This window comes from Pannonibacter sp. SL95 (assembly GCF_026672425.1).
In the GTDB taxonomy this organism is placed as follows: domain Bacteria; phylum Pseudomonadota; class Alphaproteobacteria; order Rhizobiales; family Stappiaceae; genus Pannonibacter.
Window position 1 is genome coordinate 190,214 of the sequence record NZ_JAPPRC010000004.1, and the last position, 15,223, is coordinate 205,436.

General features: G+C 63.0%; 13 protein-coding genes. 1 reads left to right on the forward strand and 12 read right to left on the reverse strand.

The genetic code is table 11. The annotated features are described in order from the left end of the window. Positions 1 to 27: 27 nt before the first annotated feature. The 4 genes from OVA12_RS11405 to OVA12_RS11420 form a co-directional block, all read right to left on the reverse strand. Positions 28 to 732, reverse strand: a complete 705-nt coding sequence (locus tag OVA12_RS11405) for a glutathione S-transferase N-terminal domain-containing protein (RefSeq protein ID WP_268137401.1) — start codon at positions 730 to 732, stop codon at positions 28 to 30. 92 nt (positions 733 to 824) lie between these two features. Continuing rightward, the gene (locus tag OVA12_RS11410; RefSeq protein ID WP_268137403.1) at positions 825 to 2,054 is read right to left on the reverse strand and encodes an acyl-CoA dehydrogenase family protein; all 1,230 of its coding nucleotides are present in this window, start codon (positions 2,052 to 2,054) and stop codon (positions 825 to 827) included. Positions 2,055 to 2,089: 35 nt separating this feature from the next. Continuing rightward, positions 2,090 to 2,506: an acyl-CoA thioesterase gene (locus tag OVA12_RS11415; protein WP_268137405.1), complete on the reverse strand. Its 417-nt coding sequence runs from the start codon at positions 2,504 to 2,506 to the stop codon at positions 2,090 to 2,092. A gap of 9 nt (positions 2,507 to 2,515) precedes the next feature. Further along, a complete protein-coding gene (locus OVA12_RS11420; protein ID WP_268137407.1) occupies positions 2,516 to 3,184 on the reverse strand; it encodes a prephenate dehydratase in 669 nt (222 codons plus the stop codon). A 456-nt stretch (positions 3,185 to 3,640) separates the two neighbouring features. Between OVA12_RS11420 and OVA12_RS11425 the strand changes: the two genes are divergently transcribed. Then, positions 3,641 to 4,531 (forward strand): LysR family transcriptional regulator, encoded by an 891-nt coding sequence (locus tag OVA12_RS11425; protein ID WP_268137409.1) that lies wholly within the window; start codon positions 3,641 to 3,643, stop codon positions 4,529 to 4,531. 21 nt (positions 4,532 to 4,552) lie between these two features. Here OVA12_RS11425 and OVA12_RS11430 read toward each other — a convergent pair whose 3' ends face one another. From OVA12_RS11430 to OVA12_RS11465, 8 genes are all read right to left on the reverse strand, one after another. Next, positions 4,553 to 6,445 (reverse strand): aldehyde dehydrogenase family protein, encoded by a 1,893-nt coding sequence (locus OVA12_RS11430; RefSeq protein ID WP_268137412.1) that lies wholly within the window; start codon positions 6,443 to 6,445, stop codon positions 4,553 to 4,555. Positions 6,446 to 6,734: 289 nt separating this feature from the next. Then, positions 6,735 to 8,153 carry a vanadium-dependent haloperoxidase gene (locus tag OVA12_RS11435; protein WP_268137414.1) on the reverse strand — a complete coding sequence of 473 codons (1,419 nt, stop codon included), beginning with the start codon at positions 8,151 to 8,153 and terminating at the stop codon, positions 6,735 to 6,737. A gap of 57 nt (positions 8,154 to 8,210) precedes the next feature. Next, positions 8,211 to 8,897 (reverse strand): gamma-glutamylcyclotransferase, encoded by a 687-nt coding sequence (locus OVA12_RS11440; RefSeq protein WP_268137416.1) that lies wholly within the window; start codon positions 8,895 to 8,897, stop codon positions 8,211 to 8,213. 16 nt (positions 8,898 to 8,913) lie between these two features. Beyond that, positions 8,914 to 9,501 carry a flavoprotein gene (locus OVA12_RS11445; protein ID WP_268137418.1) on the reverse strand — a complete coding sequence of 196 codons (588 nt, stop codon included), beginning with the start codon at positions 9,499 to 9,501 and terminating at the stop codon, positions 8,914 to 8,916. A 90-nt stretch (positions 9,502 to 9,591) separates the two neighbouring features. Beyond that, on the reverse strand, positions 9,592 to 10,374 hold the full coding sequence (locus tag OVA12_RS11450; protein WP_268137420.1) for a class I SAM-dependent methyltransferase: 783 nt from the start codon (positions 10,372 to 10,374) through the stop codon (positions 9,592 to 9,594). Between the two features lie 37 nt (positions 10,375 to 10,411). Next, positions 10,412 to 11,890, reverse strand: coding sequence for an MFS transporter (locus OVA12_RS11455; protein ID WP_442793859.1), 1,479 nt, complete (start codon positions 11,888 to 11,890; stop codon positions 10,412 to 10,414). A 169-nt stretch (positions 11,891 to 12,059) separates the two neighbouring features. Beyond that, complete coding sequence (locus OVA12_RS11460; RefSeq protein ID WP_442793877.1) at positions 12,060 to 14,072, reverse strand: putative 2-aminoethylphosphonate ABC transporter permease subunit; 2,013 nt, start codon at positions 14,070 to 14,072, stop codon at positions 12,060 to 12,062. After that, entirely contained in the window at positions 14,072 to 15,193 is a 1,122-nt protein-coding gene (locus OVA12_RS11465) for a putative 2-aminoethylphosphonate ABC transporter ATP-binding protein (RefSeq protein WP_268137424.1), read from the reverse strand. Before OVA12_RS11465 ends, OVA12_RS11460 begins: the two co-directional genes overlap by 1 nt. Between the last annotated feature and the right edge of the window lie 30 nt (positions 15,194 to 15,223).

Genomic DNA, 15,223 nt, shown 5'->3' on the forward strand with positions numbered 1-15,223 from the left:
CTGAAACGCTGCACTGACAAAATGCGCTCATGCCGCCACCGGCCGGGCCGGCACGGCGCTGCGACCAGCGCCGTCGTAAAGGTCGAGGCAACGCTCGAACCAGTCTGCAACCCGGCTGCCCTGCGGCAGGACGGGTGTTTCAAGGCAAACCCTGGCCCACTGGAAGGCCCCGAAGACCACATGATCGCAAAACAGGGGGGAAGCTCCGCCAAACCACGGCTGCTCGCCCAGAACGTGATTGAGCGGGGCAAGCCGCGCCTCGAAGTCCGCCATCGCCGCATCGCGGCCGGCGTAGATTTCCTCGATGCTCTTGCCGAAGCGCTTCTGGCGAACGGCCGTGAAATGCACCTGATCCGCCGGTGACATCATTGCATGCATGTTGCGCACCGCCGCGGTGGAGACCGGCGGATGCAGAACAGTGTGGCAATAGGCTTCGAAGAAGCGCGCCATGGCAATCCCTCCAGTCCCGCCGAAGAGAGACGGCGCATCGGGATAGGCCTCGTCGAGGTAGACCGCGATCTTGAAACTATCGCCTTCCAGATGGCCGTTGTCGTTGAGCACCGGCACGCTGGTGAATGAACCGTCCTCGATCCGGGGAATATCGCCAAAGGACAGCGGAACCAGCTCGAAATCGAGACCCTTGTGCCGAAGCGCGAGGATGATCTTCCAGACATGCGGCGAGAAATGCCGGGTGCGTTCGGCGCAAGCAAGACTGTAGAGACGTCGCGGCATGGCGAACCTCCTGATGGACGGGTCGAACGGTGGATTTCTTGGCTATTCCCGCCCCGGCCAGGACGCCAATCTCAGGCCGGAGCGGGCTGCGTTCAGGCGACTGCGGCCTGAACTGGCACCGGGGACGGCTTCGCCTCCCGATCAGGATGCGCCGGCTTCACGGCACGATCAGACACGGCGCCGGCTTTCGGTGCCAGCCGGATCATCTGGTTCATGATGTTGCGCCGATGCATCTCGTCAGTGCCGCCAACTGCGCAGAAGGCGAGCGCGTTGCGCAGGAAATCAGTGACAGGGCCCTCATGGTAGCCCTTGCTGCCGTAAAGACGCAGCAGATCCAGCGCGCTGTCGACCACGGCATCCGCCCCGACGAGCTTGGCGATGGAGCAGAGCATCACCGAGTCTGGCGTGCCCGCGAGCAACCGGCTGAGCGCGCCATAGGCGACCCATTTGCCGCTCTCCATGCCGATGCAGATATCCGTCAGGCGGCGCTGCACATGCTGATGCTCAAGGATCGGAACACCAAAGGTTTCGCGCTGCTGGGCATAGGCCAGCGCCTCCGCCAGCATCGGCTCCAGCATCGCTGCCGCAACGAGGCCGTAATAGAGCCGGCCGAGCGAGACGATGTCGACCAGATTGCGCAGCCCTTCGCCCGGAACGCCGAGCATATGGCCGTAATCGAGCCGGACATCTTCAAAACGCAAGGAGCCGGTGGGCAGATCCCGGTTGCCGAGCTTGTCATCCCGCGGGCCGGCATGGACACCGGGCATCGAAGCATCGACCAGCGCCAGGGAGATGCCGCTGCGCTCGTGATCATCGAGCTTGCAGATCACGAGGATAAAGCCCGCCACCGGAGCATGGGCGATGTTGTACTTGGACCCGTTGAGCGCGAAGGTTTCGTTGGCCTGCGGCGTCAGGATCGACGAGGTCGCGCGCACATCGGTGCCCGTGTCGGGATCGGCGATGGCCGTGGCTGTCAGTTCCCCGGCGAGAATGCGCGGAAGATAGTGTTTCTTCTGCGCCTCGGTGCCGAAACGGTCGAGCGCCCGCACCATGCCGGCCTGGGCGATGATGGACAGAAGGATGCCCGGCGCGCGCAGGGAGGAGGCAAGCCCCTCCAGTGCAGACGTGAAGCCCCACCAGTCACGGCCATCACCGCCGAGCTCGGCCGGGACGATCAGCCGCCAGAGGCCAGCCGCGCGGACAGCGTCCCAGGCCGACTGGTCAAAGGCGTCGGTTGCCCGCGGACGGACAGACATCTCGCGTCCGATCTCCCGGTACAGGCCACGCAGGCGCAGCTGGTCCGGCGTCCATTGCAGTTGCATCGTCACCTCCCCTGAGGATCTTTCGGGAAAACCGGTCAGAGCGAGCCCTGGAAGGTCAGGATCTTGTCCTTGAACTCGTCCGGAACCGGATAGGTGGCCTGTTTGGCGTAGTCGAACATGACATGCACGGAGCTGCCACGGGCAACGACCGGCCGGTCCTCGTCATCGAGGTGCATGACGTGTTCCATCTCGAAGCTCTTGGTGCCGAACTTGGTGATGTGGCTGCAGATGACGATCTTCTCGCCGTATTTCGCCTGGGCGACATACTCGCAGGCTGTCTTCACCATGATGTGCGGAAGCTTTTCACGCTTCGGCGTCTGAAGGATCTCGTGCATGTATTCGAGATAGGCCGACTGCAGATAGTCGTAATAGACCGGGCTGCTGACGTGACCCATGGAATCGGTGTCGCGATAACGGATCTCAACGGCGGTTTCAAAGGACTGACGGGTCATGTTCTTTCCTCATACACTGCGATTGCACGAAAGAGCCTGGCCTGCGGCACAGGTTGCGCGGTCCGCATCCGCGGCGGAATGGGGGCCGTGGATGGTGAAGGCCATCGGGACGGAGCCGAAACTGCGCACGATCTTCAGGTCGAAGCGGTCGACCGCGCGGCGGGTGGTGATGCATCCATCGGCAAGACCCTTGATGCAGTCCTCTGCCGCCGAAACATTGCTGGATGAAAAATGCCGGGCCATGCCGGGCGGCAGCAGCCGTTCCGGCGCCGGATGGGTGGCGCAGATCTCGGGCATCGCTCCGGTTCGCGAGGCCAGCACCATTTCGTCGGTGTTGGCGATGAACACATCGAGAATCCGCAGCAACTGGATATGGCCGTAGATGACGGAATGCAGATGCGGATATGCAGCGACGCCGACGAAAACCGCATCCTCCCGCAGTGCAACGCATTCGGCTGCCGCCTCAATGGAGAGATGCAGGCAAATCTCGGCGGCGGGGCATTTCCGGCGCAGCCAGTGCTGGCCAGCGCGCTCGCAATTGGTGCCGCTCGGGCCAAGCGTATGGACCTGACGGACCCAGGAGAAGGACGAAATAACATCTTCAAGTTGTGGAACATACGGCGGGCGCTCGCTGCCCGGATAGGAAGGCTCCGCAGGTTCGGGCCAGCTGCTGCTCATCGCCGTTCTCCTTGAATCGTTTAGGCGACAGCGCGCGGCACTTGGCGCCAGCCTAGAAATCTGTGAAAAAACGTCGGCTATCGAGGCTCCTCGCGAGCCCCTCTTGATCAATGCGCGATGAGCTTACGCATCGTCCGAACCGTCCTGCAAATCGCATTTCGTGATCGCTGGCATCAGAACATGTGAGGCATGCATTATAACGATACACGCAAAACGAGAGTTCCGGATTGAGATGAGGCAGCAGCTGAAAAAGACCTGTCCTAAACTGCACAAAGAAATTGCATCGTCAAAATATCGTTCGCTGCGATGCAGCACGAACCGGCAGGGTTTCCGGGCGTTTTGCTGCCGTGACGCCATGCGGCGCATCTCATGATTGCATAAGAGGGTGGTGGACAGGGCTGGCTTGATGCGCCAAAGGTTGACCGGGCGCGACACCTGACGTAGCGGGAAGTCAAGATGGATTTTCATCAGCTGAGGACATTTGTCGCCGTTGCCCGCGAGGGCAGCATCACGCGCGCTTCGGAGCGGCTCTATCTGAGCCAGCCCGCCGTCAGCGCGCATATCAAGGCCATTGAGGACACGTTCGGACTGACCCTGTTCGACCGGACGTCGCGCGGAATGTCCCTGACCAGCGACGGACAGAAACTGCTGCTCAAGGCTGAACAGACGCTCGTCGCCCATCGGGATCTCATCGACGAGGCATCCCGCATCAAGGGAAAACTCTCCGGAAGGCTGCGCATCGGCGCAGGCAGCAGCATGGGCATGGAAGCCGTTGGCCAGCTGCTGATGAACCTGTCGCGGCGCTTTCCGGATGTCGAGGTGACGTTGCAGCATGGCACGTCGCCGGAAATCCTTGCGGGATTGCGCAGCGGGGCGCTGGATGCCGGCTTTTACAACGAGGCCGGCGAACCCGAAGGGGACCTCGACTGCCACGACGTCGCCGAGTTCAGCATCTATCTGGCAGCCGCTCCCAATCTGGTGCCTGAGTGTGACAAGACGGACTGGCAAGCGTTGGGGGAGCTTCCCTGGATCTTTCCTGCCGGAGGCACCTGCTGCGGGGTGGCTGCCGAGAACCTGTTCAGGCGTTACCAGTTCCGGCCGCGCCGGATCATCAGCATCGATCGGGAGAGTATCACGCTGACCCTTGTCACGGGCGGTATCGGCCTTGGCCTGCTGCATGCGACGACCGCGCTGGAGGCTCAGGAGCGCGGCGAAGTCGAGCTGATCGCCGAGGTACAGTCGACCGTGCGCGTGCTGTTTGCTTCCCTTGGCAGCCGCAGGCAGGACCCGGTGATCGCAGCCCTGCGACTGCTGCTTCAGGAGTGCGCAAACGGCGCCGCGACCTAAGAACAGCGCGGCGAGCTGCGCTCATTCCGGACAATCAGCCGGTGAGATTGCCCATGCCGTGCGAAGGTCATAGCGGGCGACAACCTCCCCCTCGCCCCGGACGATGGCGCAGTCCCACCAGACCTGGTCGGGCGCTCCGTCGACTGTGCGCGACACCTGGCGCGCCGTCAGAACGACATGCAAGTCATCGCCCGGATACACTGGACACGAGAACCGGAGTGACTGGACCTCGAACCGTTCCAGACGGGCTTCCTGACGCGTTGCCAGAAGAACGCCGGCCGAAATGCTGAGCACAAGAAACCCGTGCGCCACGCGGCCGTCAAAGAACGGATTGGAGCGGGCCGCAACCTCGTCCATGTGCGCATAGAACCGGTCGCCTGTGCGCGCGGCGAAGTTCTCGATGTCAGCCACCGTGATCCGGCGCGCTGGTGTCACGATCGTATCACCCGGTTGAATGCCGGAGCCAGCCCCGGCAAGCGCATGAGGCTGGGCGTCACGGCGCATTGCTCCGGGCACCCATCGCCCGAGCACCGAGGCCAACATCTCCGGGGATCCCTGGAGAGCAGACCGTTGCATGTAGTCGCGCATCAGCGACACGAGGGTGTCTCCATGGGCATAGTCCGGCAACGGTGCGGCCCGAACAGACGAATCCTGCCGAAGATGCGAGGTATCGCGCAGGCAGTCAGGGCCTTGCGAGGCCAACGTCGGCTGCAGTCGCACTGCCGGTTGCAACAGATGGATGCCGGCACCGGACGCGTCGTGACAAAGCACACGGCGGTGCCTTGGAGCCAAGCTCCGGCACAGACGGTCAGCAAGCGCGACTTCCCCAGCAAAGACATGTGCCACCGGTGCTGGCGCTAGGCTCGCCAGACGGTCGGCAAAGCTGACCTGGGACCCATAGGCCATCAGGGCGATGACTGGCCCATCGGCTTCAATCCTGGTCAGAACGGATGCATCGACAGCCGTTTCAAGGCAAATCACCCGCGACCTCGGATGATCCGACGCGCTGGCGGGAAGCGGCTTCATGAGGTGCTCGCACAGCACAGCCACTCGCTCTGCCGGCACCAGAACCTGACAGATCACCCCCTGCCGGTCCGAGGACACCTGGACCTGCCGCAAACGATCCGCGCAGGCAGCAAACAAGGGATCCGTCGCGCAGATATCCTGCGCGAGAACGAACGTGCTGGTGCCGCAATCCTCGACAAGTAGACGAATAGAGGCAGCAGCCAGGAGCGGATCGGCCCGCAGGGCGCGTCCCTGCGCTGCCGAGCCTCGGAAGGCAACGACATCCTGACTGCCGAGATGGCAGAAGACGCTTTCACGCGGACCGCTGAAAAGTTGCAGCACCGCATCCGGCAAGAGGCCGGTCGCGAGGGCATCACGGACAAAGCGCGCAGCAAGCGCTGCGCCTGGCAACCCGGGCAGGACCAGCACCGGAAGACCGGCAAGCAGCGACGCGCCAATCCGCTCTGCCAAATCAGCAAGTGGCAGATCAAAGAGCTGCAGATCTGGCCCGGAGAGAAGAACGGCGACGCCACGCCGTGAAACCAGAACATGCTGACCAAGGAACGTTCCGTCCGCTGCAAGCAGTTCCGGCTCGCCGTCTGCCAGATGCGTGGTATTGGGGAGGACCGACAGGGCGGCCCGCGCCATGGCCCGCAATGTGGCGACGGCTGTCTCAAGATCCAGCCGGCGCGCGGACACCGTGCGAGCGGGATGCACGCCAACGGACAGATATGCGGTCTGGCGTTCCTCCAGCCGGTCGGCCAGGGATTGCAGCAGCGCTGCACGCGCATGGAACGGCTGCCGCCGCAGCGCCGCCCCGCCGGCACCCCGCGCCAGCGTCAGAGCCGTCTGGATGTCTGCCGGCACCGGTTGGCTAAAGGCATCTGGCAGGATGGCATCAGCGAACACTGAAGATTGCAGTTCATGGCGGCCCCGAACATCGCGGGCGCATGACCGGGCATCCATGGCGATGTGCTGGCCAGCCTGAGGAACAGCCTGGGGATCAGATCCGGATCGAAAGCCCTCACCGGGACGCCAGACCCCGGCAAGATAGCTTGGAGGCGAGCTGCTCAGAAACCTGTCCTGCATCGATCTGCTTCCCGGTTCTGGAGGGTCATGGGCGCGCCGGACGACGTTGCCTGTCAGCAATCCGCAGGTGGACCGGAACACCGGCCCACCCTCAGGTTTTCAATCATGGTCAGTCCGCGCAACGATCTGCCAGCGACGTTCCAGCTTCAGCCTGGGCAATCCGCGGCATCATCGCCGTGCTCAGGGTGTGCGCAGCCACCTGCCGCCCGAGCGCCTGGCCGGTGATGTTTGACCAGCGGAAATGCACTCCGGCATAGATGCGCGAGAGCGCCTCTTCCTCGGCATATGCACGGAAGCTGTCGTAACTGCGCGGCTTGCCGGGTTCGTTCTCGATCGTGAAGGCGTACAGGCCAGATCCAAGCTCTGCTTCCAGAACGGCCTGCGCTGCCGCGCCATTGCTGCAATGCTGGCAGGGATACTCGGGATGCATCGGCGCCTGCAGGACAGACGTCCATTGCGGATCTGCCGCAAGCTCCGGCTGACCGAAGCCCGACCCACCGGCGCGGATCACCGTGTACGGGCGCCAGAAGGCGTAGTCATACTTCGCCTTGAACCCGGCAATCACCGAGTCCTGAAGGGCGACATTGAGCAGGGCAAGCACCCTTGCCTCCTCCAGCGTCGTAGCCTGGCAGTCCGCCAGCCGCTGACGGGCAACCTTGTTCCACGGGAAAAGACCGTTGCCCGCATGCGATTTCGCGATGGCGAGCTTTTCCGGGTCGGTCTGGGTCAGAACACCACCCTGAAGCCTGGTTTCCTCGATATCGCGCAGGTGCTGCGCGCTGCCGACAGGCGGGGGTGGCGGAACCTGGAACTGCCCGGCAGAGGCCAGCGAAAATGGCTTCAGGTTTTTCATGCGCGGGCTGACCATCGGTGCATCGGAAGTGGGCTGATAAACGCCCGGCCCAGCCGCGGCCTGAGTGTAATCCGGTGTAAAATCTGCGCCGTCATTGTCTCGCAGCGCGAGGATGGCCTTGGCCGCGCGGTCCCCAAGAGCGACCCCGGCATCGCGGGCAGCAGCATCGGAAATACCGGCAAGAACTTCGGCGTTCGCCTTGCGCAGATCCGGTTCCTTCTCGGGAACGAAGGTGACCAGCACCTGATAGGCAGCCTGTGAGGCGGCAGCGCGTTCTGAAGCGCTGGATGGCTCGACATTGCCCAATGCGTAGGGCGCATAAGTCCCCGTGACAGCGTTTGCAGCGTCAAACATCGCAACATGCAGAATTGTCAATCCGCGCTGCTGCCGTTGATTGGTCCACTTTGCTTCCTTCAAGGTCTTGAGCGCTAAAACTTGCCAGTCAGCTGCCACATCAGCCTTGGCCGGATCAGATGAAAATAAACTCATCAAAACTGCGGCGCAAACCGTTGTTTTAAGACAGATAAAAAGAGAATAACTATTACGCTTCATCGCAAAACCCCCTATCAACTGGAGATAATTTACGCAAAGAAACTCAATCCAAACAATTCGATTTTCCAGATGACTGCCCTCACGATTGCGGATGGGCAACCAGGATTGAAGAGCAAGCCCCAACCGCACCCACGGGGGGACGGCGCCGGGAGACGGCTGACGGAACGGAAAAGCTCAAGTTCAGGCGGCGACTGTCGGTTGTGCGGTCAGTGCACCCATCTCGCGCCGGATCCTGTGAAGACCGTTGTCGGGGAGACCGAGGTGGTCGAGATGCTCGACGGTGTTGTGGAAATATTCGGCGCAAGTGCCCAGCGGTCCCCGGGCCGTCGCAAGGCAGCTTGCGATCTGCGCCGTGGTCAGGTCACGGACGTATCGCTCGTGCGAGCGATTGGCAACGAATGTCAGTCCATCGGTTCGCCGGCCATCGGCAAGGCGCAGACTCGCCCAGCGCGCGTCATACACGCCGCTTGCCATCTCCCGCCGCCACAAGAGCAGCAACTCCTGCCCGGTCTGTTCAGCCGGGATGCGGAAGGCGACACCGCGACATGCGCCGCCCCGGTCCAGCGCGAGTGTCAGACCCGGCCGGTCCGGTGTTCCCCGGCCGGTCCGCGTCCAGATGCAGAACCGGCGATGCCAGCCCTTCGTGACGGCGGCTTGCTGCTCGTCGAAAAGAAATGTCGGGTTCCAGATCAGCGAGCCATATCCGAAGACCCAGACATCCGCTCCGCGGTTTCCAGGACGCCGGGATAGCGCATCTGCAAGCGATGCCTCGATTTCGGCATCGCTGCGAAGGGGCGCTCCCGGCAGCGCAGCGGCCCTCCACTCGGCGAGCAGCGAGCCATCCAGCAACCGTTCCCGGGTGATCATGACAACCTCCGCCGGTTCAGGCTGCCAGACGCAAAGCCAGATGTTCACGAATGGCCGAAACGACGTCTTCGGGTTCCGGCAGCGTGTAGTGGCCGTACATGCGACCGTAGTCCGGCTCGTACTGTTCCTTCCAGGCCGGCTCGATGACCGTATGGCCGTCGGCGCGCACCATCTCGACGTTGCGGCGAACAACCGGCTTGGTCCAGATGGTCGGCCCCATGACCGGGAAGAACAGGATCGGGAACGTCGCAACCAGAAACATCATGGTGAGACGGTTCTGCGCCGTGCCGTGTGCCGCTGCCGCCAATGTGTTGGCGGTGGCCGGAAGAACGATCATCAGATCATGATCGGCAGCGATCTTGCCCGGACGGTCCGTGTTCCAGTCCTTCGGGTCCTCACCGCAGATTACCCGCTCGACGATCAGGCCGATGCTGTCGGCGTTGACGAAGGTGAGCGCTTCCGGGGTCAGGATCACGCTCATGCTGCAATCCATCAACTGGCGGATACGCCGGATGTAATGCGGCAGCAGCATTGCATCGACCGATCCGGTGACGCCGACAAGAATGCGCGGCTTTGCAGGTTCAGCAGGTTTCAGCTTGTCCATGACGACAGATCCTCGGGTCGCAGATGGCAGTGGGCGGTATCGGGGGGACGGGAGCCGGCAGGACAAGCCGCCGGCCCCGCGAATACAAGGTCAGGCCTTGTCGGTGGCGGAGGTCGGCCAGGTCGTGTTGGTTGCGCGGCGTTCCAGCGTTGCCTCGTAGGAATAGATCCAGCCGCCGAGCAGCTTGGCGATATCCGGGCGGCTTCCCTTCTGTGTCACCGCGATCCATTTCTGGTTGAACGGATGCGGCCAGTCGAAATGCTGGCATTCGACGCCCGCCTCATCAGCAATTGCGCTGATCGTTTCCTTTCGGTAGCGAACGATATCCGGATAAAGCCAGTCGTTGCCGGTGTAGTCGGTTCCATCCAGGCTTTCGAAGAACGTGGCGAGGAAGATCGACTGCGGCACCATCACCTTCGCCGCCTCCTCAAAGCAGAGCTTGATCTGCCAGGTTGGCGCGTGGGTGAAGATGGAATGGGCCATCAGGAAGTCGAACTTGCGCTCGAACCGGGTGAACTCGAAGTCGCTGTTCTTGATGAAGGTCGGGCGCTTGCGATTGGCAAATTCCTCGCCGAAATGGCTCTGCAGGCCATCCTGAACCGCCCAGTCCTCCGGATCGATACCGAAGTACTTGCCGGGGCGCAGGTACATGATCGCGAAACGGCCGCCACGCAGCGAGCCGCAGCCGATATCCAGCAGCGTGTTGGTCTCGCGCATGCCCATCAGCGTCAGAAGGTTGAACTGGGTGACGCCGATCAGGTCGTAGTAGTTCGGGGGGCCAACCCAGGCCCGGTAGTGATCACCGCCAATTTCTGCGTCTTCGCCGAACTGCTCATGCAGCCCCTGCTTTTCCGAAAGGACCAGTTTCGTCATGCTTGGCTCCCGCTTTGTGTGAGATCGGAGGTAGGCTTCATCCCTCTGCGCCGGTGCTGGCGGGGGGACGTTTCGCACGCGCCGCGATGCCGCTGGCAAAGGCGACCAGAAGCGCAAGCAGGGCGAGCGCGGCGGCGATGCAGAAGGTGACGGTGAGGCCAAAGCCGGCGGCCTGCGCCGCGTCGGCCGTGTCCAGCGGCCCGGACACACGGGCAAATATCGCGCCCATCAGGGCCGCCCCCGTGATGAGGCCAAGGTTCCGCGACAGGCTGAGCAGGCCGGAGATGACGCCGCGCCGGCCCGCGTCAACGTCCATCATCACGGCCGTGTTGTTCGCGGCCTGGAACAGCTGGTAGCCCGGCGTCAGCAGCGCGATGGCGACGACATAGCCAGGCAGTCCGAAGGCGACCGGAGCAAAGGCGAGGGCCAGCGCACCGACCATCATCTGGAGGAGACCGGCGGCCACGATGGCGCCTGCACCGAACCGGTCGACGATCCGCCCCGCGGGAATGCCGCTCAGCGTCGAGACGAGCGGACCAACGGCGAGCACCAGCCCGACTGCCGTAACCGACAGGCCAAGGCCGATGGCGAGAAAGAAGGGACCGACGACCAGCGTTGCCATCATCACGGTGGAGACGAGGATGTTCATGACCAGGCTGGCAGAGAGGCGCGGATCCCGCAGCGCCGGCAGCGACACCAGCGGCGAACGCACGGCCGTTTCGGCAAAGAGAAACAGGCCGAAGCCGATCAAGGCGGCGAGGATCAACGCCGGCGTCAGCCCGGTCAGCTCACCGCCGCCGCCCGTCACCGCCAGCGCATAGGCCCCCAGAGCCAGGGCGAGGAGCAGCGTGCCAAGCGGATCAAAGCCCTCACTTGCCCCGCGCGGACGATCGGCGGGAAGGAACCGCAATGCCAGCAGCGCCGCGAGCGCGCCCAGCGGCACCATGAGGTAGAAGATCGAAGGCCAGCCGGGACCGGCGACCAGCAGGCCACCCAGCGAGGGGCCAAGCGCCGTGCCGATGGCCGACATGGTGCCGAGCAGCCCCATGGCGCTGCCCGTCTTTTCCTTTGGCACGGTGTCGCGCACCATCGCGACGGTCAGCGCCATCAGGACGGACGCTCCGGCCCCCTGCAGCGCCCGCGCCCCGATGAGGACGGGAAGGTTCGGAGCAAGGCCGCAGAGGAGCGAGGCCAGGGAAAGCACCACCAGACCGCCAATCAGCACCCGGCGGTGACCATAAACATCGCCCAGCCGCCCGGCGCTGACGATCAGCACGGTGACCGCGAGAAGATAGGCGATGATGACCCATTGAACCGCCTGGAGCGGCGCGGAAAAGGCTGTCGCCAGCTCTGGCAGGGCGACGTTCGGGCTGCTGATGCCGAGCGACGACAGCAGCATCGACAACGCCAAGGCAGTCAGTGGCAGGACAAATCCGGTGGTTGCGGCATCCCGAACGGATGCCTCGCCGTCCGGGGACGTGCTGGGGGCGGCGGGCGTTTCGGCGGCTTGGGTCACAACCTTGGTCCATCTGAGGAACGATCGGTTGCAGCCTAGTCTCAGCCCCCCTGCGGCAGAAGGCGCGTCGGATGCATCTGAGCCAACCGCCTCCTGCACGCCTGGCGCAGGCAGGCGAACGCTATCGGGCAGGCACGGCCGGGTCGAAGGCTTGCCTGCCGGACTTGTGCTAGCGCGTGCGCCAGGCCTGGGTCGACGCCAAGAGGTGCCGCGACACAAGCGCATGAAGCAGGCGGGCGGCGACGTTGGTGTAGAAGATCATCATCCCCATCGCCGCAGCCGGCGCGATGTCGCCCGCATCGTCCATGTTGAGCACGGCGATGGACGCGAGCGCGGTGTGGGTCGAGTACAGGAACACCACCGCCGAGACCGTCGTCATCGCATTCACGAACAGATAGATCATGATGTCGAGGATCGAGGGCAGGCAGATCGGCACCGTCACCCGGGCAAACAGCCGGTAGAACGGCTGACGCATCGACGCGGCAACCGGCTCGAACTCGGCATCGATCTGCTTCAACGCGGTCAGTGCCGTCAGGTGCCCGACGGTGTAGAAGTGGGTGACCGTGGAGATGACGAGGATTGCCATCGTCCCGTAAAGCCCGTGCAGCGGGTTGTCCGGATTGTTGAAGAAGAAGATGTAGGCCAGGCCCAGCACCATGCCGGGGATCGCCATCGGCAGCATCGCCAGGAACTGGAACAGGCCGCGGCCGAGGCGGAAGCCGTCGGTCTTCTCGACCATATAGGCACCACAGAAGACGATGGCGGTTCCGGCCACTGCCGTCAGAGCCGACAGCCAGATCGAATTCCAGTAGGCCGCCCATCCGCCGCCATCCATCTTGTTGAAGGCGAAGTTGCCAAGGGTCAGGCTCATGTCATAGGGCCAGAACTTCACCACGGCCGCCAGCTGGCAGACACCCATCATCGTCAGGATGAACGCGGCAATGAGACCGCACCAGGCAAGGCACAGCGCATCGAACCGGCGGTTGGGCTTCGGCTCGAACGGCACGGCGCGGGCCGACAGCAACGACACCTGCTTTCTCTGCACCTGGCGGTCGACAAAGAAGGCGAGGATCGCCGGAACCAGAAGCACGACGGACACCACCGCACCCATCTCGAAATTCTGCTGGCCAATCACCTGCTTGTAGATGTCGATCGCCAAAACACTGAACTGGCCACCGATCACCTTGGGCAAGCCAAAATCGGTGACGACCAGGGTGAAGGTCACGAACATCGCGGAGATCAGACCATACCGCGCACCGGGAACCGTCACGGTCCAGAAAGTGCGCCAGCGCGACGCACGCAAGCTCTCGGCCGCCTCGTAGTGGCGCTGGTCCGCGATGGCCAGCGCCGTCGAGATGATGATGAGGGCGTGGGGGAAGGTGAAGAACACGGAGCCGATGACGATCCCGAGCGGACCATAGATCGACTGCCCCATCAGCAGATCCTTGAGCAGGCCCTGATTGCCGAACAGATAGATCAGCGCGATGCCCGGAAGCAGGGATGGCACGAGGATCGGCATGGTCGCGATCAGCTTCATCGCCCCCTTGAACGGCATGCAGCTGCGGTGCAGGGCATAGGCAAAGCCGAAGGCGAAGGGCACCGTCAAGGCGGTGCTGACCACGGCAATGAACAGGGAGTTCCAGATCGACTGGAACAGCGCCGGATTGGAGAAATACGAGACGTAGTTCTGGATGCCGTAGGACGGAACGGGACGCAGTGTGATCCGGCGCAGCGTGTTGCTGTCGTATTCCAGCCAGTCGCGGCTGCTCACCCTGTCAAGCCCGACGAGCCAGGTGCCGCGATCATCCACGGCGCGAATCCGGTAGCGCACAGGGCTGCGGAAACTGAAATCCGGCAGCAGCTCGGCAACGGCCAGACGGCCATCGGAGTTCGTCTTCATGTCCTGCGGCGTATAGCGGCCAGACCGGGCATTGAGGTCAACGAGACTGATAGCAGGACCGAAGTTCGTGCCGGTGGCATCGCTGACCTGCAGTTCGAATTCGGAGAGATCGAAACTGTAGGTCACGAATGACTTCGACAGCATCGTGTAGAGCGGCAGCGCAAGGGTGACGATGAGATAGAGCGCGATGACCAGCATGAAGCCACGCTTGATCAGTCCGTCGCCATCCATCCGCAGACGTGTTTCACGCCCGCTCGGGATCCATTCAGTGACAGCCATGATCACCTCGCTGCCGGAAAGACGAGAACACGGTCAGCGGGCAGTTCGACGGTCAGGTCTTCCCCCTCCGCAAGCGAGAACCGGCGCACGGCATTCATCGAGAAATTGGCAACCAACGGCGTTCCGCCCAGTTCCGTGCTGCGCAGATGCACGCGCCAGAAGGACCCGAGAAACTCCATCGCGGTGATTGTCACCGGCAGATGATTGGGCTGGGCCAGCTGCTCGTGCCCTCGGGCATGCGGCAGGATATCTTCCGGGCGCACGGCGACGGTGACATCCGCCTCATCGGCAAAGCCGGTCACAGTGGTTTCCAGGAGAGTTCGGCCAATCGTCACGATGCCCCTGGAGAAATGAGCCTTGATCCGGTTTGTCTCGCCGATGAAGTTGGCGACAAACAGCGAGGCAGGATGGCGATAGACGTCAATTGGCGTGCCGACCTGCTCGATCACGCCGTGGTTCATCACGACGATCCGGTCTGCCATCGCCAGGGCTTCTTCCTGGTCATGGGTCACCATGATGGTAGTGACCTGAAGCTTGCGCTGAAGTTCCTTGATCTCGTGCCGCAGATGGACGCGGACCTTTGCGTCGAGCGCAGACAGCGGCTCATCAAGGAGCAGCAAGCCCGGATTGATGGCAATCGCACGGGCAAGCGCAATGCGCTGCTGCTGCCCACCCGACAACTGGGACGGATAGCTTAACGCCTTGTCCGGCAGACCAACCAGCTCAAGCAGTTCCTTGACCCTGGACTTGATCTCGTCCCAGGGACGGCCGGTGTTTTCAAGGCCAAAAGCGATGTTGGCGGCGACCGTCAGATTGGGAAACAGCGCGTAGGACTGGAAGACAATGCCATAATCACGCTGCGAGGCCGGAAGGTTCGAGATGTCGCGGCCAGCCTGACGAATGGAGCCGCGGCTTTGCGGATCGAGCCCGGCAATCGCGCGCAGCAAGGTCGTCTTGCCGCATCCCGATGGCCCGAGAAAACAGATGAACTCACCCTGTTGAATGGAGAGCGAGATGTCGCGCAAGGCGACAAAATTGCCATAGGCCTTCCAGACATTCTCGATCTCGAGATAGCTGGTCCGGAGGGCGGCAGGTTGCAGAGAGTTGGGGATGATGGCGTTCATGGCGCTCACTCCGGACTGCTGATGTCGGCT